Annotated in this window: 23 protein-coding genes; 19 read left to right on the top strand and 4 right to left on the bottom strand. The window is 65.6% G+C overall.

Annotation, left to right across the window (positions count from 1 at the left end):
- Positions 1 to 72: 72 nt before the first annotated feature.
- The 5 genes from AVME950_RS19485 to ubiA all read left to right on the top strand — a co-directional run bounded on the left by AVME950_RS19485 (position 73) and on the right by ubiA (position 6,084).
- Positions 73 to 450: a DUF7684 family protein gene (locus AVME950_RS19485; RefSeq protein ID WP_284431067.1), complete on the top strand. Its 378-nt coding sequence runs from the start codon at positions 73 to 75 to the stop codon at positions 448 to 450.
- 1,014 nt (positions 451 to 1,464) lie between these two features.
- Positions 1,465 to 2,430, top strand: coding sequence for a LysR substrate-binding domain-containing protein (locus tag AVME950_RS19490; protein ID WP_272566898.1), 966 nt, complete (start codon positions 1,465 to 1,467; stop codon positions 2,428 to 2,430).
- Between the two features lie 229 nt (positions 2,431 to 2,659).
- Entirely contained in the window at positions 2,660 to 4,414 is a 1,755-nt protein-coding gene (locus AVME950_RS19495) for a dipeptidase (protein ID WP_284431068.1), read from the top strand.
- Positions 4,415 to 4,567: 153 nt separating this feature from the next.
- A complete protein-coding gene (locus AVME950_RS19500) occupies positions 4,568 to 5,092 on the top strand; it encodes a Dps family protein (protein WP_284394159.1) in 525 nt (174 codons plus the stop codon).
- 116 nt (positions 5,093 to 5,208) lie between these two features.
- Positions 5,209 to 6,084, top strand: coding sequence for a 4-hydroxybenzoate octaprenyltransferase (gene ubiA / locus AVME950_RS19505; RefSeq protein WP_284431069.1), 876 nt, complete (start codon positions 5,209 to 5,211; stop codon positions 6,082 to 6,084).
- 94 nt (positions 6,085 to 6,178) lie between these two features.
- Here ubiA and proC read toward each other — a convergent pair whose 3' ends face one another.
- The 4 genes from proC to AVME950_RS19525 form a co-directional block, all read right to left on the bottom strand.
- Complete coding sequence (gene proC, locus AVME950_RS19510; protein ID WP_284431070.1) at positions 6,179 to 7,021, bottom strand: pyrroline-5-carboxylate reductase; 843 nt, start codon at positions 7,019 to 7,021, stop codon at positions 6,179 to 6,181.
- A 76-nt stretch (positions 7,022 to 7,097) separates the two neighbouring features.
- Positions 7,098 to 8,630 carry a glycerol kinase GlpK gene (glpK, locus tag AVME950_RS19515; RefSeq protein WP_284431071.1) on the bottom strand — a complete coding sequence of 511 codons (1,533 nt, stop codon included), beginning with the start codon at positions 8,628 to 8,630 and terminating at the stop codon, positions 7,098 to 7,100.
- 52 nt (positions 8,631 to 8,682) lie between these two features.
- On the bottom strand, positions 8,683 to 9,447 hold the full coding sequence (locus AVME950_RS19520) for a DeoR/GlpR family DNA-binding transcription regulator (protein WP_284394152.1): 765 nt from the start codon (positions 9,445 to 9,447) through the stop codon (positions 8,683 to 8,685).
- 282 nt (positions 9,448 to 9,729) lie between these two features.
- A complete protein-coding gene (locus tag AVME950_RS19525) occupies positions 9,730 to 11,001 on the bottom strand; it encodes a porin (protein ID WP_284431072.1) in 1,272 nt (423 codons plus the stop codon).
- Positions 11,002 to 11,401: 400 nt separating this feature from the next.
- Between AVME950_RS19525 and AVME950_RS19530 the strand changes: the two genes are divergently transcribed.
- The 14 genes from AVME950_RS19530 (at position 11,402) to rplR (ending at position 22,417) form a co-directional block, all read left to right on the top strand.
- Positions 11,402 to 12,484, top strand: coding sequence for an ABC transporter ATP-binding protein (locus tag AVME950_RS19530; protein WP_284431073.1), 1,083 nt, complete (start codon positions 11,402 to 11,404; stop codon positions 12,482 to 12,484).
- 1 nt (position 12,485) lies between these two features.
- Positions 12,486 to 13,562, top strand: coding sequence for an ABC transporter ATP-binding protein (locus AVME950_RS19535; protein ID WP_284394149.1), 1,077 nt, complete (start codon positions 12,486 to 12,488; stop codon positions 13,560 to 13,562).
- Positions 13,559 to 14,455: a carbohydrate ABC transporter permease gene (locus AVME950_RS19540; RefSeq protein WP_272549419.1), complete on the top strand. Its 897-nt coding sequence runs from the start codon at positions 13,559 to 13,561 to the stop codon at positions 14,453 to 14,455. Before AVME950_RS19535 ends, AVME950_RS19540 begins: the two co-directional genes overlap by 4 nt.
- Positions 14,448 to 15,260: a carbohydrate ABC transporter permease gene (locus tag AVME950_RS19545; protein WP_272549418.1), complete on the top strand. Its 813-nt coding sequence runs from the start codon at positions 14,448 to 14,450 to the stop codon at positions 15,258 to 15,260. Before AVME950_RS19540 ends, AVME950_RS19545 begins: the two co-directional genes overlap by 8 nt.
- A gap of 151 nt (positions 15,261 to 15,411) precedes the next feature.
- Positions 15,412 to 15,720 (top strand): DUF2160 domain-containing protein, encoded by a 309-nt coding sequence (locus AVME950_RS19550; RefSeq protein WP_284413575.1) that lies wholly within the window; start codon positions 15,412 to 15,414, stop codon positions 15,718 to 15,720.
- Between the two features lie 113 nt (positions 15,721 to 15,833).
- A complete protein-coding gene (locus AVME950_RS19555; protein WP_284394143.1) occupies positions 15,834 to 17,564 on the top strand; it encodes an ABC transporter substrate-binding protein in 1,731 nt (576 codons plus the stop codon).
- A 153-nt stretch (positions 17,565 to 17,717) separates the two neighbouring features.
- The gene (locus AVME950_RS19560) at positions 17,718 to 19,310 is read left to right on the top strand and encodes a glycerol-3-phosphate dehydrogenase/oxidase (protein ID WP_284431074.1); all 1,593 of its coding nucleotides are present in this window, start codon (positions 17,718 to 17,720) and stop codon (positions 19,308 to 19,310) included.
- A 194-nt stretch (positions 19,311 to 19,504) separates the two neighbouring features.
- Positions 19,505 to 19,873: a 50S ribosomal protein L14 gene (gene rplN / locus AVME950_RS19565; protein WP_025596343.1), complete on the top strand. Its 369-nt coding sequence runs from the start codon at positions 19,505 to 19,507 to the stop codon at positions 19,871 to 19,873.
- A 9-nt stretch (positions 19,874 to 19,882) separates the two neighbouring features.
- Positions 19,883 to 20,203, top strand: a complete 321-nt coding sequence (gene rplX, locus AVME950_RS19570) for a 50S ribosomal protein L24 (RefSeq protein WP_272549412.1) — start codon at positions 19,883 to 19,885, stop codon at positions 20,201 to 20,203.
- A gap of 9 nt (positions 20,204 to 20,212) precedes the next feature.
- Positions 20,213 to 20,752 carry a 50S ribosomal protein L5 gene (gene rplE, locus AVME950_RS19575; RefSeq protein ID WP_272566913.1) on the top strand — a complete coding sequence of 180 codons (540 nt, stop codon included), beginning with the start codon at positions 20,213 to 20,215 and terminating at the stop codon, positions 20,750 to 20,752.
- Between the two features lie 8 nt (positions 20,753 to 20,760).
- Positions 20,761 to 21,066: a 30S ribosomal protein S14 gene (gene rpsN, locus AVME950_RS19580; RefSeq protein ID WP_272549410.1), complete on the top strand. Its 306-nt coding sequence runs from the start codon at positions 20,761 to 20,763 to the stop codon at positions 21,064 to 21,066.
- Between the two features lie 20 nt (positions 21,067 to 21,086).
- Entirely contained in the window at positions 21,087 to 21,482 is a 396-nt protein-coding gene (gene rpsH, locus AVME950_RS19585) for a 30S ribosomal protein S8 (RefSeq protein ID WP_005793636.1), read from the top strand.
- A 24-nt stretch (positions 21,483 to 21,506) separates the two neighbouring features.
- On the top strand, positions 21,507 to 22,040 hold the full coding sequence (rplF, locus tag AVME950_RS19590; RefSeq protein ID WP_284431075.1) for a 50S ribosomal protein L6: 534 nt from the start codon (positions 21,507 to 21,509) through the stop codon (positions 22,038 to 22,040).
- Between the two features lie 11 nt (positions 22,041 to 22,051).
- Complete coding sequence (gene rplR / locus AVME950_RS19595; RefSeq protein WP_272549407.1) at positions 22,052 to 22,417, top strand: 50S ribosomal protein L18; 366 nt, start codon at positions 22,052 to 22,054, stop codon at positions 22,415 to 22,417.
- Positions 22,418 to 22,430 lie beyond the last annotated feature (13 nt).

Consider the following 22,430-nt stretch of genomic DNA (forward strand, 5'->3'; position numbering starts at 1 on the left):
TCTTGGGCTGCGGCGTCTTTCTTGAAGCTATGCTGCATGGAAGTGAAGAAGTACTAAGAATGGAGGATTTTAATGGGTTTCCCCAATATTTTTTATAAAGATATTTGCCGGCCGCTCTTCTTTGGTGTTTTGATGAAGCCATTTGCAGCCCTCCTGGATGCTGGAGATCCTGAGTGGCATGACGTCTCATGGGTAAAGCAAAAAGTGGTTGAGTTGTTGGAGAAGGGTTGTGGTTATTTTGTTTGTTATGGTGAAACCTCTGAAATGCTGCATGATTTGATTGATGAGGTAATCGAAGGTCATGAATTTTCAAAAGTCATCACCACATATCATTGTCATGAATCCCGGCCTGAAGTCGCCAGTTTTTTTAAATTGGTAGCGATGGAGGGGATGAATCAAGGGTTGATCGTTGTTCGCAACATTGAAGGGTGGCATTTGGCTATGCATTAATAATGAAAGACGAGGGGTGGGTTTTTAATAGGGAAATTAATAAATTGTCATGACGTGCACGTGCCCAGCTCGGATATCATCATGCAGACGATGAAACTGATTCAAAAATTTATCTATGTCAATGGCTCTGGAAAAAATATGCAGATATTTTTGGAGCCATAGGCAGAGCAATTTGAGATTCCTCCGGGGGAGAGAGTTGAGATTTCTGTGCATGCGCCTAGTGAATCGGTAGCTGGCATCTTGGAGATTGAGCAATTGGAAGATGGGTTGATTGTTTATGGGTATGAAGGTTGTGTTGTTTATTCGACTCTGCGCGGTGGTGATTTGCCGCCTTCGGAGTAGATCAAATAAGCATTCCATATAGAAATGCCTTGATTCGGTCGCCATGGCGGCAACAGTCGCGCCGTCACGAGCAGCCTGTACCGCTCACCGCGGCTGACGATGAGCTACCAGACCCAGTACAGTCCCCTAGGCCCGCAGGTGTTCCACACCGCTACGCCTCCAAGCGATAAGTGAAAAGCGAGACGAACAGCACGAAAGTCATCTGATCGTTTATGTGGCAAATCAATTTGCCTTATGGCGCCTTCAGCCAGCAGCAGTTTCCATAGCGATGCATGGTGGCGGAGCACGAATGTCCCGGGCTTCAAACAAAGACGGAATCCATCCACTGAGCCTCCGGCTCGCCGCAACCAAATGCTGGATCAAACCCGTTTCGTGCACTATATTTTTGATAGCAACACAGCCATGATTTTCTAGGGCATGGGGTCTGTTTGGTCATGAACGAAAGCGCGGTAAAGGCGGCCGGCAAGCCCCCGCATGCGCAAAACACATGTCTCGGCCTTCAGCGTTTTCGCGGGAGTGAAATACACGTCTTGAAAGCCCCTGGCCCGCCCCGCCACCCAATGTGAAGCCAGGGTAAAGTTCCTTCCCCCCCACCGAACTCCCCGCGAACGGCTGACCGACAAGGGTTTCATCTCGGCGCACAATGTCGCGTTCGCCAATCCGCATCCAACAATGACCCTCACGGAACTCAAATACATCGTCGCTGTGGCCCGGGAGAAGCACTTTGGCCGGGCGGCCGATGCTTGCTATGTGTCGCAGCCCACGCTGTCGGTGGCCATCAAGAAGCTGGAAGACGAGCTGGAGGTCAAACTTTTCGAGCGCAGCGCGGGCGAGGTGTCGGTCACCTCGCTGGGCGACGAGATCGTGCGTCAGGCGCAGAGCGTGCTGGAACAGGCCGCCGCCATCAAGGAAATCGCCAAGCGCGGCAAGGACCCGCTGGCCGGGGCGCTCACGCTGGGCGTGATCTACACGATCGGTCCCTACCTGCTGCCCGAGCTGGTGCGCCATGCCATCGCGCGCACGCCGCAGATGCCGCTCATGCTGCAGGAGAACTTCACCGTCAAGCTGCTGGAGATGCTGCGCACCGGCGAGATCGACTGCGCGATCATGGCCGAGCCGTTTCCCGACACGGGCCTGGCGATGGCGCCGCTGTACGACGAGCCGTTCATGGCGGCCGTGCCCAGCAGCCACCCGCTGGCCGAACAGAAATCCATTTCCGCCGCGCAGCTCAAGAGCGAGACCATGCTGCTGCTGGGCGCGGGCCACTGCTTTCGCGACCATGTGCTGGAGGTCTGCCCCGAGTTCGCGCGCTACGCGAGCAATGCCGAGGGCATCCGCCGCACGTTCGAGGGCTCCTCGCTCGAGACGATCAAGCACATGGTGTCGGCCGGCATGGGCGTGACGCTGGTGCCGCGCCTATCGGTGCCGCGCGATGCCTTGCACACGGGGTCGCGCCGGCGCAAGAGCGACGACACGCACATCCGCTACCTGCCGATCCAGGAGGCCGACGGCAGCCCGCCGCCCATGCGCCGCGTGGTGCTGGCCTGGCGCCGCAGCTTCACCCGCTACGAGGCCATCGCCGCGCTGCGCAACGCGATCTACGCCTGCGAGCTGCCGGGCATGACGCGCCTGTCCTGACCGCAGGCCAGCGGCCTCTTCCGTTTCTTTTGGCGGGCCTGGCGGCCCGGTGGCCGGCGCTGGCCGCCGCGCGCGCGGGCTGCCGGCTTCACCGAAACGCCTCGGGGCAGGGCTAAACTTCGCCCCGCGCGCGGCCGGTGGGTGGGCATCCTCCACCCCGGCCTGGCGCGGGCCGCGCCACATGCGGTCCGCGCGGGGCGCCGCGCTCTCCACAATCCCGAGGACATTCATGAAGAAGCTTTTGATGGCGGCCGGCCTGGCCCTGGGCCTTTCGGCCTGCTCCAGCGTGACCGCGCCGACCGACGCCGCGCCCCTGGCGGGCACGCTCAAGAAACCCGATCTGGACCGCCTGGTGGTCGCCGAGACGGGCGCGCCCAGCGGCGATTTCAGCGCGTTCCTCGAACGCGCGGTGCGCACCTACCCTGCGCTGGCGCCCAGCGTGAAGGCGTATGGGTCCAAGGCCACGCTGGCGGGCGACGACCTGGTGAACATCAGCCGCCTGCTGGGCCTGTACAACCGGCTGCACCACCACACGGCGGTGATCGACACGACCGCGAAGATGGTGGCCATTCCCACGGTGCGCTCGGACAAGGTGCCGCCGCACGAGGACCGGGCCATCATCGCCTTCGGCACGCTGGTCGAAGGCATGGCCAAGGACTTCGGCCTGCAGTACCGCAACGTGGACAACCGCATCTTCGAAGTGAAGCTGCCCGGCACGGGCACCGAAGAATTCGGCATCCTCACGCACGCCGACGTGGTGCCCGTGGTGGCCGACGAATGGGTGCTGGACGACGGCACGCGGCTGGACCCCTTCAAGCTCACGCGGGTGGGCGGCAACCTGTACGGCCGCGGCTCCATCGACGACAAGGGCTCCATCGCCGCGGTGCTGTACGCGATGAAGGCGGTCAAGGACAGCGGCCTGCCGATGGCGCGCACGATCCGCCTCATGGTCGAGACGACCGAAGAGACGGGCGGCGACGCGATGAAGTACTACCGCGCCAAGACCCAGCTGCCCGAGTACAACATCGTGCTGGACAGCAAGTACCCCGCCGTGGTGGCCGAAAAGGGCTCGGGCGCGCTGCGCGCCTCGTTCGCCCTGGCACCTGCCGCCGCCGTGCCGGCCGGTGCGGTCACCATCGCCGCGATGGCGGGCGCCGCCTCGGCCAACGCCGTGCCGCAGACGGCCACCGCGCGCCTCACGGGCGGTGATCTGGCCGCCGCGGCGCAGCGCCTGGGCGCGGCCCGCGAGGCCTTCATCGCCAAGTACGCGGGCCAGGGCGGCCCCTTCGCCATCGACATCGTCCAGGACGGCGCCGCGCTGACGGTCAAGGTCACGGGCACGTCGGCCCACGGCTCGCGCCCCGAAGAGGGCGTAAACCCGCTGCCGCGCCTGGCGCTGTTCCTGCAGGAGTCCGGCGTGCCGCTGGCGGCCAACGGCTATGCGGGCGCGGTGCGCTACATCGCCGACCTGTACGGCACCGATTACCTGGGCCGCACGATGGGCCTGGCGTACAGCGACGACTTCATGGGCCCACTCACGATGTCGCCCAACCTGGTGCGCGAGAAGGATGGCAAGGTCGATGTGCTGGTGAACGTGCGCATGCCGCGCGGCAGCACCGCCGACGTGCTGACGAAGGCCACCGCCGCGCGCATCCAGGCGTGGGGCGCGCAGGCCGGCGTGGCGGTCGAGGTGGACCACAGCCAGGGCGAGTGGATGGCGCGCGACCCCAAGGGCGCCTGGCTTTCCACGCTGCTCAACACCTTCGGCGACACCACGGGCCTGGAGGCCAAGCCCGTGCCCACGGCCGGCAGCACCACGGCCAAGCTGATGCCGAACGCGATCAACTTCGGCCCCGCGATGCCGGGCAAGAAGTACACGGCCCACAACGCGAAGGAATTCAAGGAAGTGGCCGACCTCGACGCCGACATGCAGATGTTCACCGAGATGCTGGTGCGCATCGGCAACCTGCCGCAGATGCAGTGACCCCGGGCGGCCGCTGGCCGCCCTGCATGCGCTAAAGTGTTTCAGGCGCCCGGGCGCCACGCCTCCCCGGCAGCGGCGGGGGCCCGCCCGGGCCGGCAAGATGGCAGCGGCAACGCAACGCATCGTTCAGTTCAGCACCCGAAGGAGTTCTCCATGGCCAAGACCCCCAAGACCCCCCTTGCCCGCGCCGGCGCCAGCGGCGCACCGCGCATCAACATCGGCATCAGCGACAAGGACCGCGCGGCCATCGCGCAAGGCCTGTCGCGCCTGCTGGCCGACACCTACACGCTGTACCTCACCACCCACAATTTCCACTGGAACGTGACGGGCCCGATGTTCAACACGCTGCACACCATGTTCATGGGGCAGTACACCGAGCTGTGGAACGCGGTGGACCCGGTGGCCGAGCGCATCCGCTCGCTGGGCCATGCGGCGCCGGGCTCCTACGCCCAGTTCGGCAAGCTCACCTCGCTGCCCGACGCGCCCACCGAGCCGCCCCACGCGCTGGAGATGGTGCGTATCCTGGTCGAGGGCCACGAGGCCGTCGCCCGCACGGCGCGCGAGCTGTTCCCGGTGGCCGACAAGGCCAGTGACGAACCCACGGCCGATCTGCTGACCCAGCGCCTGGCGGTGCACGAGCAGACCGCCTGGATGCTGCGCTCGCTCCTGGAGGAGTAAGCCGGCCGGGCCTTGCACGGCCCTGCCCAGCCAGCGCCCGCCCACCCGTGCGGGCGTTTTCGTTTCCCGGGTCGCCTCTCTTTCTCTCTTTTTCTTTCCTCTCCTTTGTCCGCGCCATGCAGCTTTCCGCCCCCACGCCGTCGCGCCTGTCGCTCTACCTCGACCTGATCCGCTGGAGCCGCCCGGCCGGCTGGCTGCTGCTGCTGTGGCCCACGCTGTCGGCGCTGTGGGTCGCGGCGGGCGGATTCCCCGGCTGGCACCTGCTGGCCGTGTTCACGCTGGGCACGATCCTGATGCGCAGCGCGGGCTGCTGCGTGAACGACGTGGCCGACCGCCGGTTCGACCGGCACGTCAAGCGCACGGCGCAGCGGCCAGTGACGAGCGGCGCCGTGTCCCCGCGCGAAGCGCTGGCCGTGGGCGCGGTGCTGGCGCTGGTCGCCTTCGCGCTGGTGCTCACCACCAATGCCATCACCATCGCGTGGTCGGTGCCGGCGCTGGCGGTGACGGTGCTGTACCCGTTCACCAAGCGGTTCTTCTCCATGCCGCAGGCGGTGCTGGGCGTGGCGTTCAGCATGGGCATTCCGATGGCGTTCACCGCCGTGCGCGGCGAGGTGCCGTGGCTGGCGCTGTGGCTGGTGCTGGGCAACCTGTTCTGGGTGCTGGCCTACGACACCGAATACGCCATGGTGGACCGCGACGACGACCTGAAGATCGGCATGAAGACGTCGGCCATCACCCTGGGCCGCTTCGACGTGGCGGCCATCCTGGCGTTCTACCTGCTGCTGGTGGCGTTCTGGGGCGTTTCGCTGGCGCCGCTGGGGCTGGGCGCGGCGTTCCACCTTGCGATCGGCGCCGTGCTGGCCCAAGTGGCGTGGCACTTCGCGCTGATCCGCCACCGCACGCGCGAAGGGTGCTTTCGGGCCTTCCGCGAGAACCACTGGATCGGGTTCACGCTGTTCGCCGGCATCGCCGTGGGTTACGCGTTGCGGTAGTTTGCTATTGTTTTTATAGCGATATGCCCTAGTACTTATTGTGCTGGAGGGCGTTCTGGCTTGAAGCCGGCGGGGCGCCCGCCCGCGCTGGCGATCAGGCGCCGAACTCGTCGCCCAGTTCGCGCGCCCGCGAACGCGCGGCCTCCAGGGCGCGCATGAAGCGCTGGGGCACTTCGTCCTGCTCCATCGACTGCAGGGCGGCGTAGGTGGTGCCGCCCTTGGAGGTGACGCGCTGGCGCAGCACTTCGGGTGGCTCGTCGGAGCGGCGGGCCAGTTCGGAGGCGCCGGCGAAGGTGGCCACGGCGAGCTGGTGGGCCTGGGCGCGGCTCAGGCCCATGGCGGCGCCGGCCTCGGTCATGGCCTCCAGGAAGCGGAACACATAGGCCGGGCCCGAGCCAGACAAGGCGGTGACGGCATCGAGCTGCGGCTCGTCGTCCACCCACAGGAATTCCCCCGTCGTCGCGATGATCCGCTCGATGGCCGCGCGCTCGGCGGCGGTCACCTGGGGGCGGGCGTAGAGGGCCGTCATGCCGCGGGCGATCAGCGCCGGTGTGTTGGGCATGGCGCGCACGATGCGTTGGCTGCCCAGCCACCGGGCGATGCTGTCCGAGCGGATGCCGGCGGCCACGCTCAGGTGCACGGCGCCGGCGGTGTAGGCGCGCGCCTGCCGGGCCGCTTCCTGGAAGGTCTGGGGCTTGACGGCCCACACCACGGTGCCGGCCCGGGCCAGCGCGGGGCCGGCCGCTTCGTGCGCCGTGATGCCGTGCTGCGAGAGCAGGGCGGCGCGGGCCTCGGCCCAGGGCTCGACCACTTCGATCTGCGCGGCCGGCACGCCCTGGCGGATCAGCCCGCCGATGATGGCGCTGGCCATGTTGCCTCCGCCGATGAAGGCGATGGCGGAGGAGGGCGAATCGGTCGCGGCGGGTGTGGCGTTCATGGCGGCGGTGGGCAGGTGGAGGCGAAGCGCAGGATGTTAGCGCCTGCGCTGTGGCCGGGGGCCGGGGCGGCGGTTTTCAGTCGAGCGAGGCCTGCCGCACGGCGTGCTCCCAGCGCGCCATGAGTTCGCGGGCGCGGGGGGCGCCCAGCGTGGGCATGAAGCGGCGCTCGGCGCGCCACAGGTCCGACAGCTCGTCGGTGCTGCGGTACACGCCGCTCGACAGGCCGGCCAGGTAGGCCGCGCCCAGCGCCGTGGTCTCGATCACCGCGGGCCGCACCACGGGAATGCCCAGCAGGTCGGCCTGGAACTGCATGAGCAGGTCGTTCACGCAGGCGCCGCCGTCCACGCGCAGCTCGCTCACCGGCGCGCCGCCGGCGGCCACGGCGTCGCGGCTCATGGCCTGCAGCAGCGCGGCGCTCTGGTAGGCGATGCTCTCCAGCGCCGCCCGCGCGATGTGGGCGAGCGTGGTGCCGCGCGTGAGGCCGGTGATGGTGCCGCGCGCGTCTGGCTTCCAGTAGGGCGCGCCCAGGCCGGTGAAGGCGGGCACCATCATCACGCCGCCCGAATCGGGCACGCTTTCGGCGAGCGACTGCACCTCGTTGCTGGCCGAGATGGCGCGCAGGCCGTCGCGCAGCCACTGCACCACGGCGCCGCCGACGAACACGCTGCCTTCCATGGCGAACTCGGGCGTGCTGCCGGCCAGGCTGAGCGAGGCCGCGCCGGGCGGCGCCGTGCCGATCTGGGCCGCGCTGGTGGTGAGCAGGCCGTTGGTGGAGGTCTGGAACTTCTGCCCCGTGTGCATCAGCATGAAGCAGCCGGTGCCGTAGGTGTTCTTGGCCATGCCGGCCTTGAAGCAGGCCTGGCCGAACAGCGCGCTCTGCTGGTCGCCGGCCACGCCGCCGATGGGCAGGGCGCTGCCCAGCAGCTCGGGGTGGGTGTCGCCGAAGTGGGCGCTGGAGGGGCGCACCTCGGGCATGAGGGCGCGCGGGATCTGCAGCAGCTCCAGCAGTTCGTCGTCCCACTGGTTGGTGCGCACATTGAAGAGCATGGTGCGCGCGGCGTTGCTCACGTCGGTCACGTGCACCTGGCCTTGCGTGAGCTGCCAGATGAGCCAGCTGTCCACGGTGCCGAAGGCCAGTTCGCCGCGCTCGGCCTGGGCGCGCGCGCCGGGCACGTGGTCCAGCAGCCAGCGCAGCTTGGTGCCCGAGAAATACGCATCGATCAGCAGGCCGGTCTTGGCCTGGATGGTGCCGGCCAGGCCGCGCTCGCGCAGCTCGGCGCACAGCGGCTCGGCGCGGCGGTCCTGCCAGACGATGGCGTGGTGCACGGGCTCGCCGGTGCGCCGGTTCCACAGCACCGTGGTCTCGCGCTGGTTGGTGATGCCCAGCGCCCGCACGTCGCCGGCCTTCAGATTCGCCTGGGCCAGGGCCTGCCGCGCGGTGGCCAGCTGGGTGCGCCAGATCTCGCGCGGGTCGTGCTCCACCCAGCCGGGCTGCGGGTAGATCTGCGGCAGCTCCAGCTGTGCCTGCGCGACGATGTGGCCGCGCTCGTCGAACACGATGCTGCGGGAACTGGAGGTGCCTTGGTCGAGGGCGAGCAAATAGGTCATGGTGGATTCTGGAGGGAGAGGGCCGGCAGGGTGCCGCGGGACGGTGGGGGCGTCATCCAGCGACGGTGCAGTCCACGCCGGCATCGCGCAGCAGCGCGGGAAAGGGCTCGGGTGGCGGCGCATCGGTGAACAGCCGGCCGATCTGCGCCAGCGTGGCGGCCTGCACCATCGCCGCGCGGCTGAACTTGCTGTGGTCGGCGGCCAGCCAGACCTCGCGGGCCTGGGCGATGATGGTCTGCGCCACCTTCACCTCGCGGTAGTCGAAGTCGCGCAGCGTACCGTCCGACTCGATGCCGGAGATGCCGATGAGCGCGATGTCCACCCGGAACTGGCGGATGAAATCCACCGCGGCCTCGCCCACGATGCCGCGGTCGCGCGAACGCACCACGCCCCCGGCCACGATGACTTCGAAGTCGGGCTTGCCGCTCAGGATGGCAGCCACGTTCAGGTTGTTGGTGATGACGCGCAGGCCGCGGTGGTGCATGAGCGCGCGGGCGATGGCTTCGGTGGTGGTGCCGATGTTGAGGATCAGCGAGCAGTCGTTGGGCACCTGGGCCGCCACGGCGCGCGCGATGCGGGCCTTGCCGTCGGCATGCAGGGTTTCGCGCTGCGTGTGGCCGAGGTTCTCCACGGTGGAGGTCGGCACCCGCACGCCACCGTGGAACCGCCGCACCAGCCCCAGTTCGGCCAGCCGCTGCACGTCGCGCCGCACCGTCTGCAGCGTCACGCCCAAGGTGTCGGCCAGCTCCTCCACGGTGGCGGATTGGCGGGAGCGGACCTCTTCGAGCAGGCGCAGTTGGCGGGGGTTGGTGTTCACGGAAAGGATTCGGGTGGCGAAGCGAAATCGAAAAGAAATGACAGCGCAGGGTCCGCAGCGGGACTGCCCGACTTTAAAGCGAACCAAAACGAACCGTTCCAGGGTAAACCTTGATGGGAAACGATCAAGAAGCAACAATCCCGATCCGGATCGAACGCCGAGGCGGAGGGCGCCGCGGTCGGTGCCCCGCAAGGTTTTCGGTGGCCCCGGACGAAAAAAATCCCCCTTGCGGGGGATTTGTCTCGGCGGCCAAAGGCTTCTCTTGGAAGACTGCGGAGCGCGTCAGAACCGGTGGCGAATCGACAAGGCGATGCTGTTCACGTCCTTGCCTGGGGAGGCCGCCACGCCTCCGATGAAACCGTTGCCACCCAGAAAGTCCTGCGAAGTGTTCTTGTTTTCCAGATGCGTCAGCACGGCGCTCACGTCGGTGCGCTTGGACAGCGCGTAGGTGTAGGCCGCGCCGTAGGAGTAGCGGTCGGCATTGAACGGGCGCTTGTCGTTCATGTTGTTGTAGGCCACGGTCACCGTGTGCACGCCGCTGGTGATGCGGTAGCCGACCTGGAACAGGCGGGCGTCCTGCTTGAAGCCCTGGATGAACGCGTTCTGCACCAGGCCCGCCACCGGCGCCGTGGCCGGGTTGGCCGACAGGCTCGCGGCGATGGTGGACAGGTCGCTCGGGTGGTCGTCCTTGATGACGGCGTACTGGCCGGACAGCGTGCCTGGGCCGATGTCCAGCGTGGCACCCAGGATCCCGGTGGTGAGCGACTTTTCGCCCAGTTCGTTGTTGCGGGTGTTGTAGCCGCCGCCGAACGAATAGCCGTCGCCCTTGTAGATCGCCATGATGCCAAGCAGGCGCCGCGCGCTCGGCTTGCCCGCCACCTCGCCGGCGGCGTACATGGCGGTGGCGGTGAGGCCGTCCTTTTGCAGGGCGTACTGGATCGAGTTGCTGACCCGGATGTCGAACGAGTTCGGGATCGCCACCAGTTGTCCCAGGGACAGGCTGGACTCGGTCTTCATCACGTCGAAGTTGCCGGTGGCCAGGTAGCCGGGCGTGTACTGGCGGCCGAACGTGAAGGCGCCGAACGGGGTCACCAGACCGCTGAATATCTGGCGGTCGAAGAAGGTTTTGTTCAGGTTGACGCCGATGTTGGAGCCGATCTGATTGGCCACGGCGGTCACCGCGGGCTGCAGGGCCGCTGGCAGGCCCAGCGAGGTGGCCGTGCTCAGCCGGTCGGGCAACTGGCCCAGGGACACGGGGCGGTTGCTGGTGTCGCCGGTATCGGCCTCGATCCGCGCTTCCATGGTGAAGATCGCGCGGTAGCCACCGCCCAGGTCCTCGTTGCCCTTGAAGCCCAGGCGCGAGCCTTCCATGTTGCCGCTGATCAGCCGGGTCTGGTTGCCGCCGGGGCCGCCGGTCACGTGGCTGACGCCCAGGTCCACGATGCCGTACATGTTGAGGCTGCTGCTGCCCGCCATGCCCGACGTGCTTTGTGCCATGGCGACCGACGATAGACAGGTAAGAACAGCCACCGACAGCACACGCATTTTGTTCATGACATCTCCCAGATACGAAATTGGACGGGAGCGCCGCCGACACCGCCGACGCTCGTGAATGAAGCCCGAGACTAGGGGCAATGTTTCAAGCGGTAAAGGGTGTGAATACCGAGCAGGGCGTTTGCGACACAGGGGAAAACCCGGAACCTCCAGAGCACGGAGTGCGCTGGAGACGCTGTTTTCTGGCCATCGCCCTCGCTGCAGACGTCTTTCGCTGCACGGCGCGCTGACGGTGGGGCGGGGCGCGCCACTGGCGCCAAGCGAACAAAAACGAATCAATCAAGGGTAAACCTTGATTCAAAACGATCACAAAACAACAAAAATGATCGCAATCGAACAACGAAGACTTGGCCGTGCGCGCTCTGCGCTGCGGCTTGGGTCGCAGAAATGGGGTAGCTGCATGCAGCTGGCACTTGAGAGCATCAACAAGCGGGTAGGGGCCCAGACCTGGCTGCATGGCATGGACATGGCGCTGCAAAGCGGCGCGGTGACCGTTCTGCTGGGCGCCACGCAGGCGGGAAAGACCAGCCTGATGCGCATCATGGCGGGGCTGGACAAGCCGACCGAAGGCACGGTGCGCGTGGATGGTGTGGACGTGACCGGCGTGCCCGTGCGCGAGCGCAACGTGGCCATGGTGTACCAGCAGTTCATCAACTACCCCTCCATGACGGTGGCCGACAACATCGCCTCGCCGCTCAAGCTGCGGGGCGACAAGGGCATCGCCGAGCGCGTGCGCGCCCTGGCCGAGCGGCTGCACATCGACATGTTCCTGAACCGCTACCCGGCCGAGCTGTCGGGCGGGCAGCAGCAGCGCGTGGCGCTGGCCCGGGCCCTGGCCAAGGGCGCGCCGCTGATGCTGCTGGACGAGCCCCTGGTCAACCTCGACTACAAGCTGCGCGAGGAACTGCGCGACGAACTGACCCAGCTGTTCGCGGCCGGCGACTCCACCGTGGTCTATGCCACCACCGAGCCGGGCGAGGCCCTGCTGCTGGGCGGCTATACCGCCGTGCTGCACGAGGGCGAACTGCTGCAGTACGGCCCCACGGCCGAGGTCTTCCATGCCCCGAGCTCGCTGCGCGTGGCCCGCGCCTTCAGCGACCCGCCGATGAACCTGATCGCCGCCGATGCGGCCGCGGGCGGCGTGCGCATGGCCGGTGGCGGCCTGCTGGCGCTGCCGCAGGGTTTGCCGGCGGGCAGCGCCGCGACGGGCCTGACCGTCGGCGTGCGGGCGAGTGCCCTGCGTCTGCAGGCACGCCCCGGCGACGTGGCGGTGGCCGGCATGGTGGAGCTGGCCGAAATCTCGGGCTCGGACACCTTCGTGCATGCGCACACGCCCTGGGGCGAACTCGTGGCGCAGGTCACGGGCGTGCACTACTTCGACCTGGGTGCGGCCATCACGCTGCACCTGGCACCAGGCGAAGCCTATGTCTTCGGCGCCGACGGCGCCTTGCTGCTGGCGCCCGCGCGCCGGGGAGGGCGCTGAGATGGCGCGCATCAATCTGGACCTGGCGCACGCCTACAAACCCAACCCCCAGCAGGACAGCGACTACGCGCTGCTGCCGCTGTCGATGGAGTTCCGCGACGGCGGCGCCTATGCCTTGCTGGGCCCCTCGGGCTGCGGCAAGACGACCATGCTCAACATCATGTCGGGCCTGCTCGTGCCCTCGCAGGGGCGCGTGCTGTTCGACGGCAAGGACGTCACCCACGCGAGCCCGCAGGAGCGCAACATCGCCCAGGTGTTCCAGTTCCCGGTGATCTACGACACCATGACGGTGGCCGAGAACCTCGCCTTTCCGCTCAAGAACCGCAAGGTGCCCGAGGCCCAGATCCGCCAGCGCGTCGGCCAGATCGCCGAGATGCTGGACATGAGCGGGCAGCTCGACCAGCGCGCCTCGGGCCTGGCCGCCGATGCCAAGCAGAAGATCTCGCTCGGGCGCGGCCTGGTGCGCTCCGACGTGGCGGCCGTGCTCTTCGACGAGCCGCTGACCGTGATCGATCCGCACCTCAAGTGGCAGCTTCGCCGCAAGCTCAAGCAGATCCACCACGAGCTCAAGCTGACCCTGATCTACGTGACCCACGACCAGGTGGAGGCGCTGACCTTCGCCGAAGAGGTGGTGGTGATGACGCGCGGGCGCGCCGTGCAGGTGGGCGCGGCCGATGCGCTGTTCGAGCGGCCGCAGCACGTGTTCGTGGGCCACTTCATCGGCTCGCCGGGCATGAACTTCCTGCCCGCGCAGGGCGAGGCGGATGCCATCGTCGTCGCGGGCCACCGCCTGGCGCGGCCCGCGGGCAAGGCCCTGCCGGCCGGCGCGCTGCAGGTGGGCGTGCGCCCCGAGTACCTGGCCATCGCCGCGGCAGGGCAGCCCGGCGCGCTGCCCTGCACGGTGGAGAAGGTGCAGGACATCGGCACCTACTTCCTGCTCACCGCCCGCGTGGGCGAGCACACGCTCAAGGCCCGCCTGGGCACGGGCGAGGCGGTGCCTTCGGCGGGCGACACGGTCTGGCTGCAGGTGCTGGGGCGCCACACCTGCTTCTACCAAAACGAGGAACTGCTGGCATGAGCACCACGACCAAACCGGTGAACCAGAAGGCCTGGTTCCTGATCCTGCCCGTCATCCTGTGCGTGGCCTTCTCGGCCATCCTGCCGCTGATGACCGTGGTGAACTACTCGGTGCAGGACATCATCTCGCCCGAGCGGCGCGTGTTCGTCGGCACCGAATGGTTCGCCGCCGTGATGCGCGACGAAGAGCTGCACGCGGCCCTGTGGCGCCAGATCACGTTCTCGCTCGCCGTGCTGGCGGTGGAGATCCCGCTGGGCATCTGCCTGGCGCTGTCCATGCCCGCGCAGGGCTGGAAGTCCTCCGCCGTGCTGGTGACGGTGGCGCTGTCGCTGCTGATCCCGTGGAACGTGGTGGGCACCATCTGGCAGATCTATGGCCGCGCCGACATCGGCCTGCTGGGCGCCGCGCTGCAGTACATCGGCATCGACTACAGCTACACCGGCAACGCCACGCAGGCCTGGCTCACCGTGCTGGTGATGGACGTGTGGCACTGGACGCCGCTGGTGGCGCTGCTGTGCTTTGCCGGGCTGCGCTCGATCCCCGACGCCTACTACCAGGCCGCGCGCATCGACGGCGCGAGCAAGTTCGCCGTGTTCCGCTACATCCAGCTGCCCAAGATGCGCGGCGTGCTGATGATCGCGGTGCTGCTGCGCTTCATGGACAGCTTCATGATCTACACCGAGCCCTTCGTGCTCACCGGCGGCGGGCCGGGCAATGCCACCACCTTCCTCAGCCAGTACCTCACGCAGAAGGCCGTGGGCCAGTTCGACCTGGGCCCGGCGGCGGCGTTCTCGCTGATCTACTTCCTCATCATCCTGCTGCTGTGCTTCATCCTCTACAACTGGATGCAGCGCGTGGGCACCGACGCACAGACCGGAGCCGGCCATGAATGAAAAGCGCTTTCGCAAGCGGAGCCTCTTCCTTGCGGCCTACATCGTCTTCGCGTTGCTGCCCATCTACTGGATGGTCAACATGAGCTTCAAGACGAACGCGGAGATCCTCTCCACGTTCTCGTTCTTTCCCCAGCATTTCACCTGGGACAACTACAAGACCATCTTCACCGACGAGTCCTGGTACTCGGGCTACATCAACAGCCTGATCTACGTGGCCATCAACACGGTGATCTCGCTCACCGTGGCGCTGCCGGCGGCCTATGCGTTCTCGCGCTACCAGTTCCTGGGCGACAAGCACGTGTTCTTCTGGCTGCTGACCAATCGCATGACGCCGCCCGCGGTGTTCCTGCTGCCGTTCTTCCAGCTCTACACGACCGTGGGGCTGATGGACACGCACATCGCCGTGGCGCTGGCCCACCTGCTGTTCAACGTACCCCTGGCGGTGTGGATCCTGGAAGGCTTCATGACCGGCATCCCGCGGGAGATCGACGAGACGGCCTACATCGACGGCTATAGCTTCCCGCGCTTTTTCCTGACCATCTTCCTGCCGCTCATCAAGGCCGGCGTGGGCGTGGCGGCGTTCTTCTGCTTCATGTTCAGCTGGGTCGAGCTGCTGTTGGCGCGCACGCTCACCAGCGTGAACGCCAAGCCCATCGTGGCGACGATGACGCGCACCGTGAGCGCCTCCGGCATGGACTGGGCCACCCTGGCCGCGGCCGGTGTGCTCACCATCGTGCCGGGTGCCATCGTCATCTGGTTCGTGCGGCACTACATCGCGAAGGGTTTCGCGATGGGCCGGGTTTGACGTGTGAAAGGGAGCACAGCCATGAATCACACACTTTCACCGCAGAGCGCGCGATGCGTCCAACGCCAGCGGCAGCCGTGGAGCGGGCCTTGCCCGGCCACACGCTGCGTCCCCCTCAGGGTAAGTGCCGCAGGCGCTCACGGGGGTACCCATGTTTGAGTGGATGGCCTGGACCACGCCGGTGGCCGTTTTCTTCCTGTGCATCGTGCTCATGCTGGCCGGCATGACGGTGTGGGAAATCAAGTCCCCCACCCTGCTCCGGCGTGGCTGGCTGCCGCTGGCGACGACGCGCGGCGACCGCCTCTTCATCGGCCTGCTGGCCGCCGCCTATGTGAACCTGGCCTTCGTGGGCATCAGCGGGCACTTGGTGCAGTGGTTCTCGCTGTCGGCCGAACCGTCGATCTGGATCAGCTTCGTGCTGTCGATGGCCTTGCTGGTGCTGATCCTGCGCAAGGGCTGACGGCCCGGCTGCCGGGAGTTTTTTCTGCCGCCGGTCCGACCCATCCCCCGGACCCGGCGGCCGCTGGAATGCAAAGGGGAGTCGATTCAACTGACTATCAGGAGACAAGCACTATGAAGATGCAGTATTCGGCGCTGGCGTTGGCCGTCGCGGTCCTGGCCGGCAACACGGCCATGGCGGGCGAGGCGGAAGCCAAGAAGTGGGTGGACAGCGAATTCCAGCCGTCCACGCTGGCCAAGGACCAGCAACTGGCCGAGATGAAGTGGTTCATCGACGCGGCCAAGAAGCTGCAGGCCAAGGGCGTGAAGGAAATCTCGGTGGTGTCGGAAACCCTGACCACGCACGAGTACGAGTCCAAGACGCTGGCCAAGGCCTTCGAGGAGATCACCGGCATCAAGGTCAAGCACGATCTCATCCAGGAAGGCGACGTGGTCGAGAAGCTGCAGACCTCGATGCAGTCTGGCAAGTCGATCTACGACGGCTGGATTAGCGACTCCGACCTGATCGGCACGCACTACCGCTACGGCAAGATGATGAACCTGACCGACTACATGTCGGGCGCCGGCAAGGAATTCACCAACCCCGGGCTGGACCTGAAGGACTTCATCGGCACCAAGTTCACCACCGCGCCGGACGGCAAGCTCTACCAGCTGCCTGACCAGCAGTTCGCCAACCTGTACTGGTTCCGCGCCGACCTGTTCGAGCGCAAGGACTTGAAGGACAAGTTCAAGGCCAAGTACGGCTACGACCTGGGCGTGCCGCTGAACTGGAGCGCCTACGAAGACATCGCCGAATTCTTCAGCAACGACGTGAAGACCATCGACGGCAAGGCCATCTACGGCCACATGGACTACGGCAAGAAGGACCCCTCGCTCGGCTGGCGCTTCACCGACGCATGGCTGTCCATGGCGGGCGCTGCCGACATCGGCACGCCCAATGGCCTGCCGATCGACGAATGGGGCATCCGCGTGGCGGCGGACAAGTGCACGCCCGTGGGCGCCTCGGTGTCCCGCGGCGGCGCGACCAACTCGCCCGCGGCCGTGTACGCGCTCACCAAGTACGTGGACTGGATGAAGAAGTACGCGCCCAAGGAAGCCATGGGCATGACCTTCGGCGAATCCGGCCCCGTGCCCGCGCAAGGCCAGATCGCCCAGCAGATCTTCTGGTACACCGCCTTCACCGCCGACATGGTCAAGCCCGGCCTGCCCGTGGTGAACGCCGACGGCACGCCCAAGTGGCGCATGGCGCCCGGTCCCAACGGCCCGTACTGGAAGCCCGGCATGCAGAACGGCTACCAGGACGTGGGATCGTGGTCGTTCTTCAACGGCCATGACGCCAACAAGACGGCCGCTGCCTGGCTCTACGCCCAGTTCGTGACCGCCAAGACCGTCTCGCTCAAGAAGACCATCGTGGGCCTGACGCCCATCCGCGAGAGCGACATCCAGTCCAAGGCCATGACCGACATGGCGCCCAAGCTCGGCGGCCTGGTCGAGTTCTACCGCAGCCCGGCCCGCGTGGCCTGGTCGCCCACCGGCACCAACGTGCCTGACTACCCCAAGCTCGCGCAGCTGTGGTGGAAGAACGTGGCCCAGGCCGTTACGGGCGAGAAGACCCCGCAGGGCGCCATGGACACGCTGGCCGACGAGATGGACCAGGTCATGGCCCGCCTGGAGCGCGCCGGCATGGCCCACTGCGCGCCCAAGCTCAATCCCAAGGGCGATCCTGCCAAGTGGCTGAGCGACAAGGCCGCCCCCTGGGCCAAGCTGGCCAATGAAAAGCCCAAGGGCGAAACCATTGCCTACGACCGCCTGCTGCAGGCCTGGAAGGACGGCAAGGTGCGCTGACCCGGCAGGATGGGCCGGCGCCCACGCACCGCCGGCCTGATTTGCCCACCTCCCGCCCTCGTCCTTGTCTGCAAGGGCCTGGGCGGATTTGTTTTTTGCGGTGAATCAAGGGTTAACCCTTGGTTCTTCCGAGACGCATGGACAATCGATCCCATGAATACCGTGACCACCCCCCTGTACACCAAACGCTCCGAACTGCTGGCTCGGCTGGCCGAGCCCCGCCTCTACGACCTGGCGGTGATCGGGGGCGGTGCGACAGGCCTGGGCGTGGCGCTGGACGCCGCCGCGCGTGGCTTCAGCGTGGTCCTGGTGGAGTCGCACGACTTCGCCAAGGGAACATCCTCCCGCGCGACCAAGCTGGTGCACGGAGGCGTGCGCTATCTGGCGCAGGGCAATATCTCCCTCGTGCGCGAAGCGCTGCACGAGCGCACTACGCTGTTGAACAATGCCCCCCACCTGGCGCAGCCGCTGCCGTTCGTGATGCCGTCCTACCGCTATTGGGAAACGCCGTTCTACGGCGTGGGACTCAAGGCCTACGACGTCCTGGCGGGCAAGGCCGGCCTGGGCGCCACCGAATTCCTCGGCCGGGAAAGCACCTTGCGCCTGCTGCCCACGGCCCGCAAGGAAGGGCTCAAAGGCGGGGTCAAGTACTGGGACGGCCAGTTCGACGACGCCCGGCTGGCGCTCGCCTTGGCCCGCACGGCGGCGCAGCGCGGAGCCTTGCTCGTCAACTACTGCTCCGCCCGCGAACTGGTGCACGAGGCCGGCAAGGTGGCGGGCTTTACGTGCGAGGACCGCGAAACCGGCACCGCCTATACCGTGCGCGCGAAGTGCGTGGTCAATGCCACCGGAGTGTGGGTGGACGCGTTTCGCCAGCAGGATGCCGCGGCGCTCGGGCGCCCCGCCAAGCCCATCGTGGCACCCAGCCAGGGCGTGCACATCGTGGTGGACCGCGAATTCCTGCCTTCCGACCATGCGCTCATGGTGCCCAAGACCGCCGATGGCCGGGTGCTGTTTGCCGTGCCGTGGCTGGGCAAAGTCATCCTGGGGACGACCGACAGCCCGCGCCAGGACCTGGCCCGCGAGCCCTTACCGTTCAAGGAGGAAGTGGCGTTCATCCTGAGCGAATCCGCCCGCTACCTGACGCGGGCGCCGGGCCCTTCGGATGTACGCAGCATCTGGGTCGGATTGCGTCCTTTGGTCAAACCGCAGGACGACGACGGTGACAACACGAAGAGCATCAGCCGCGAGCACACCGTCATCGCCAGCGCGAGCGGACTGGTCACCGTCACCGGTGGAAAATGGACCACGTACCGGGCCATGGCGGAGGACGTGTTGCAAAAATGCTTCACTGCGGGGTTGCTGGCGGAGCGCCCCAGCGGCGTGACGCGCCATCTTCCCCTCGTGGGCTCGCCCCAGCAGGCGGTGCAGCACCGCATCAGCGCGCCCCAAGGCCTGCACTCCTATGGCAGTGAGGCATCTTTCATCGACGGCTTGCCGGGCGCGGACGCCGCGCTGTCAGAGGGGCTGACCGAGGCGATGGTGCGATTTGCCGCCCGCTACGAGTACGCCCGCACGGTGGAAGATGTGCTGGCCCGCCGCAGCCGGATGCTTTTCCTGGATGCGGCCCAAGCCGCTCGTCTGGCCCCGCGCGTGGGCGAGATCCTGCGCGAGGAGCTCGGCCTCGACCCCCAGCTGGAGGTGTTCCAGGCGTTGGCCCGGCAGTATTTGGACGTCCCGTTGTGAAGTGCTTGACGTCAGTTGCGCTTTTTGACAAAATCGAGGGCTTCGCGTTTCAAGCGCGAGGTTTCTGCCCAGCGGGAAGTGCTGCAAATGGTTTGCGGCATGGACGACGGGCCCAAGACTGATTGGCTGATCTTCAGCCCTTGAGACGTTCTCTGGGGCTGTCAATCCTGCCGGTGCAAGTTGGGAATATTGAAATGATCCAGACAGAATCTCGGTTAGACGTTGCCGACAACACCGGCGCGAAGTCCGTCCTGTGCATCAAGGTGCTGGGTGGTTCCAAGCGTCGCTACGCCAGTGTCGGCGACATCATCAAGGTGAGCATCAAGGAAGCCGCTCCGCGTGGCCGCGTCAAAAAGGGCGAGGTCTACAGTGCAGTGGTGGTTCGTACGGCGAAGGGTATTCGCCGTGGCGACGGTTCGCTCGTCAAATTCGATGGCAACGCAGCAGTGTTGCTCAATGCAAAGCTGGAGCCCATCGGCACCCGCATCTTCGGGCCCGTGACGCGTGAACTGCGTACCGAGAAGTTCATGAAGATCGTGTCCCTGGCTCCTGAAGTTCTCTGAGGACGCGCCATGAACAAGATTCGCAAGGGCGACGAAATCGTTGTGCTCACCGGGCGCGACAAGGGCAAGCGCGGCACGGTGTCGCTGCGCAAGGATGACTCCTATCTGGTCATCGACGGCATCAACCTGGTCAAGAAGCATGTCAAGCCGAACCCCATGAAGGGTACGACCGGCGGCATCGTGGAAAAGGCCATGCCGATCCATCAGTCCAACGTGGCCATCTTCAATGCGGCTACCGGCAAGGCTGATCGTGTAGGTATCAAGGTGCAGGCTGATGGTGCGCGCGTTCGCGTGTTCAAGTCCAGCGGCGCTGAAATCAAGGCGGCCTAAGGAGTCAACATGGCACGACTGCAACAACACTACCGCGAAAAAATCGCCCCCGAGCTCGCTAAGCAGTTCGGTTACACCTCTCCGATGCAAGTCCCTCGGCTGACGAAGATCACCCTGAACATGGGTGTGAGCGAAGCCGTGTCGGACAAGAAGGTGATGGACAACGCCGTCGCAGACCTGACCAAGATTGCTGGCCAGAAGCCTGTGGTGACCAAGGCCAAGAAGGCCATCGCCGGTTTCAAGATCCGCGAAGGCCAGGCCATCGGCTGCATGGTCACCCTGCGTGGCGTTCAGATGTACGAATTCCTGGATCGTTTCGTGACCGTGGCTCTGCCCCGCGTCCGTGACTTCCGCGGTATCTCTGGCCGGGCCTTCGACGGCCGTGGCAATTACAACATCGGTGTCAAGGAACAGATCATTTTCCCTGAAATCGAGTACGACAAGGTGGATGCCTTGCGCGGTCTCAACATCAGCATCACCACAACGGCGCGTAGCGATGAAGAAGCGAAGGCGCTTCTCGCTGGTTTCCGTTTCCCGTTCAAGAACTGAGGCAGCGTATGGCTAAAGTAGCTTTGATCCAGCGCGAACTGAAGCGCGAAAAATTGGCCGCCAAGTACGCAGCAAAGTATGCGGAATTGAAGGCAGTTGCCAGCGACATGAAGCGCAGCGATGAAGAGCGTGAAGCAGCCCGTCTGGGCCTGCAAAAGCTCCCACGCAACGCCAACCCCACGCGTCAGCGCAACCGTTGCGAAATCACCGGTCGCCCACGTGGCACGTTCCGCCAATTCGGTCTGGCTCGCGCAAAGATCCGTGAACTGGCTTTTGCCGGCGACATCCCTGGTGTCACCAAGGCCAGCTGGTAAGCGGGCAGGAGAGATACAACATGAGCATGAGTGATCCCATCGCTGACTTGCTGACCCGCATTCGCAACGCGCAAATGGTGTCCAAGGCAACCGTGCTGGTGCCGTCTTCCAAAGTGAAGATCGCCATCGCCCAAGTGCTGAAGGACGAGGGTTATATCGACGGCTTCCAGGTCAAGACCGAAGCCGGCAAGTCCGAACTTGAAATCGCACTGAAGTACTACGCCGGTCGTCCGGTGATCGAGCGTATCGAGCGCGTGAGCCGTCCTGGCCTGCGTGTGTACAAAGGCCGTGATTCCATCCCGCAAGTCATGAACGGTCTGGGTGTGGCAATTGTCACGACGCCCAAGGGCGTGATGACCGATCGCAAAGCGCGCGCTACCGGTGTCGGCGGCGAAGTGCTTTGCTACGTCGCTTAAACGTGGCATTGAGGAGTAACTGAAATGTCCCGCGTAGGAAAAATGCCGGTGACCATCCCCGCAGGTGTGGATGTGTCCATCAAGGACGACCAGATCAACGTGAAGGGTACGGGCGGCACGCTGTCGCTGACCCAGAGCGCGCTTGTGAAGGTCTCCATCAAGGACGGCAAGCTCAGTTTTGAGCCTGTTGACGAGTCCCGTGAAGCGAATGCCATGAGTGGCACGATCCGCCAGTTGGTGAACAACATGGTGGTGGGTGTCAGCAAGGGCTTCGAAAAGAAGCTGAGCCTGATCGGCGTGGGCTACAAGGCCCAGGCTGCAGGTGCCAAGCTGAATCTGAGCGTGGGTTACTCGCACCCCGTGAACTTCGAAATGCCTGCTGGCATCACGGTTGCGACTCCAACCCCGACCGAAATCGTGATCAAGGGTGCCGACCGCCAGCGCGTTGGCCAATTGGCCGCTGAGATCCGTGCCGTTCGTCCGCCCGAGCCCTACAAGGGCAAAGGCATCCGTTATTCGGACGAAAAAGTCACGATCAAAGAGACCAAGAAGAAATAAGGAGCTGCAACATGTTGACCAAGAAAGAGCAGCGTCTTCGTCGTTCGCGCCAGACCCGCATTCGCATTGCGCAGCAAGGCGTGGCGCGTTTGACGGTGAACCGCACGAACCTTCACATCTACGCCAGTGTTATCTCCGGCGACGGCAGCAAGGTCCTGGCCAGCGCATCGACGGCAGAAGCCGATGTGCGCAAGTCCCTCGGTGGCTCTGGCAAGGGGGGCAATGCCACCGCTGCCCAGATCATCGGCAAGCGCATCGCTGAAAAGGCGAAGGCGGCCGGCATCGAGAAGGTTGCATTCGATCGTGCAGGTTTTGCCTATCACGGCCGCGTCAAGGCTTTGGCCGACGCTGCACGTGAAGCTGGCCTGCAGTTCTAAGCGGAGCGAAATA

It is taken from the genome of Acidovorax sp. SUPP950 (assembly GCF_030158935.1).
In the GTDB taxonomy this organism is placed as follows: Bacteria; Pseudomonadota; Gammaproteobacteria; order Burkholderiales; family Burkholderiaceae_C; genus Paracidovorax.

What these genes read in the sequence shown, in the direction of transcription:
- AVME950_RS19485 (WP_284431067.1), top strand. Translation starts at nt 73, where the DNA reads ATGGGTTTCCCCAATATTTTTTATAAAGATATTTGCCGGCCGCTCTTC.
- AVME950_RS19490 (WP_272566898.1), top strand. Translation starts at nt 1,465, where the DNA reads ATGACCCTCACGGAACTCAAATACATCGTCGCTGTGGCCCGGGAGAAG.
- AVME950_RS19495 (WP_284431068.1), top strand. Translation starts at nt 2,660, where the DNA reads ATGAAGAAGCTTTTGATGGCGGCCGGCCTGGCCCTGGGCCTTTCGGCC.
- AVME950_RS19500 (WP_284394159.1), top strand. Translation starts at nt 4,568, where the DNA reads ATGGCCAAGACCCCCAAGACCCCCCTTGCCCGCGCCGGCGCCAGCGGC.
- ubiA (WP_284431069.1), top strand. Translation starts at nt 5,209, where the DNA reads ATGCAGCTTTCCGCCCCCACGCCGTCGCGCCTGTCGCTCTACCTCGAC.
- proC (WP_284431070.1), bottom strand. Translation starts at nt 7,021, where the DNA reads ATGAACGCCACACCCGCCGCGACCGATTCGCCCTCCTCCGCCATCGCC.
- glpK (WP_284431071.1), bottom strand. Translation starts at nt 8,630, where the DNA reads ATGACCTATTTGCTCGCCCTCGACCAAGGCACCTCCAGTTCCCGCAGC.
- AVME950_RS19525 (WP_284431072.1), bottom strand. Translation starts at nt 11,001, where the DNA reads ATGAACAAAATGCGTGTGCTGTCGGTGGCTGTTCTTACCTGTCTATCG.
- AVME950_RS19530 (WP_284431073.1), top strand. Translation starts at nt 11,402, where the DNA reads ATGCAGCTGGCACTTGAGAGCATCAACAAGCGGGTAGGGGCCCAGACC.
- AVME950_RS19535 (WP_284394149.1), top strand. Translation starts at nt 12,486, where the DNA reads ATGGCGCGCATCAATCTGGACCTGGCGCACGCCTACAAACCCAACCCC.
- AVME950_RS19540 (WP_272549419.1), top strand. Translation starts at nt 13,559, where the DNA reads ATGAGCACCACGACCAAACCGGTGAACCAGAAGGCCTGGTTCCTGATC.
- AVME950_RS19545 (WP_272549418.1), top strand. Translation starts at nt 14,448, where the DNA reads ATGAATGAAAAGCGCTTTCGCAAGCGGAGCCTCTTCCTTGCGGCCTAC.
- AVME950_RS19550 (WP_284413575.1), top strand. Translation starts at nt 15,412, where the DNA reads ATGTTTGAGTGGATGGCCTGGACCACGCCGGTGGCCGTTTTCTTCCTG.
- AVME950_RS19555 (WP_284394143.1), top strand. Translation starts at nt 15,834, where the DNA reads ATGAAGATGCAGTATTCGGCGCTGGCGTTGGCCGTCGCGGTCCTGGCC.
- AVME950_RS19560 (WP_284431074.1), top strand. Translation starts at nt 17,718, where the DNA reads ATGAATACCGTGACCACCCCCCTGTACACCAAACGCTCCGAACTGCTG.
- rplN (WP_025596343.1), top strand. Translation starts at nt 19,505, where the DNA reads ATGATCCAGACAGAATCTCGGTTAGACGTTGCCGACAACACCGGCGCG.
- rplX (WP_272549412.1), top strand. Translation starts at nt 19,883, where the DNA reads ATGAACAAGATTCGCAAGGGCGACGAAATCGTTGTGCTCACCGGGCGC.
- rplE (WP_272566913.1), top strand. Translation starts at nt 20,213, where the DNA reads ATGGCACGACTGCAACAACACTACCGCGAAAAAATCGCCCCCGAGCTC.
- rpsN (WP_272549410.1), top strand. Translation starts at nt 20,761, where the DNA reads ATGGCTAAAGTAGCTTTGATCCAGCGCGAACTGAAGCGCGAAAAATTG.
- rpsH (WP_005793636.1), top strand. Translation starts at nt 21,087, where the DNA reads ATGAGCATGAGTGATCCCATCGCTGACTTGCTGACCCGCATTCGCAAC.
- rplF (WP_284431075.1), top strand. Translation starts at nt 21,507, where the DNA reads ATGTCCCGCGTAGGAAAAATGCCGGTGACCATCCCCGCAGGTGTGGAT.
- rplR (WP_272549407.1), top strand. Translation starts at nt 22,052, where the DNA reads ATGTTGACCAAGAAAGAGCAGCGTCTTCGTCGTTCGCGCCAGACCCGC.